General features: G+C 54.1%; 1 rRNA gene. It reads right to left on the minus strand.

What is annotated here, in order from left to right:
• Positions 1-255: ribosomal RNA gene (locus tag MRBLST15_RS10285) — 16S ribosomal RNA — on the minus strand; the annotation flags it as partial.

Raw genomic sequence — 255 nt, forward strand, 5'->3', positions numbered from 1 at the left:
GGCGGTCTCCTTAGAGTTCCCACCATTACGTGCTGGCAACTAAGGACAAGGGTTGCGCTCGTTGCGGGACTTAACCCAACATCTCACGACACGAGCTGACGACAGCCATGCAGCACCTGTGTTCGAGTTCCCGAAGGCACCAATCCATCTCTGGAAAGTTCTCGACATGTCAAGGCCAGGTAAGGTTCTTCGCGTTGCATCGAATTAAACCACATACTCCACCGCTTGTGCGGGCCCCCGTCAATTCCTTTGAGT

It is taken from the genome of Stenotrophomonas sp. LST15-1-1.1 (assembly GCF_040815575.1).
Taxonomy (GTDB): Bacteria; Pseudomonadota; Gammaproteobacteria; order Xanthomonadales; family Xanthomonadaceae; genus Stenotrophomonas; species Stenotrophomonas lactitubi_B.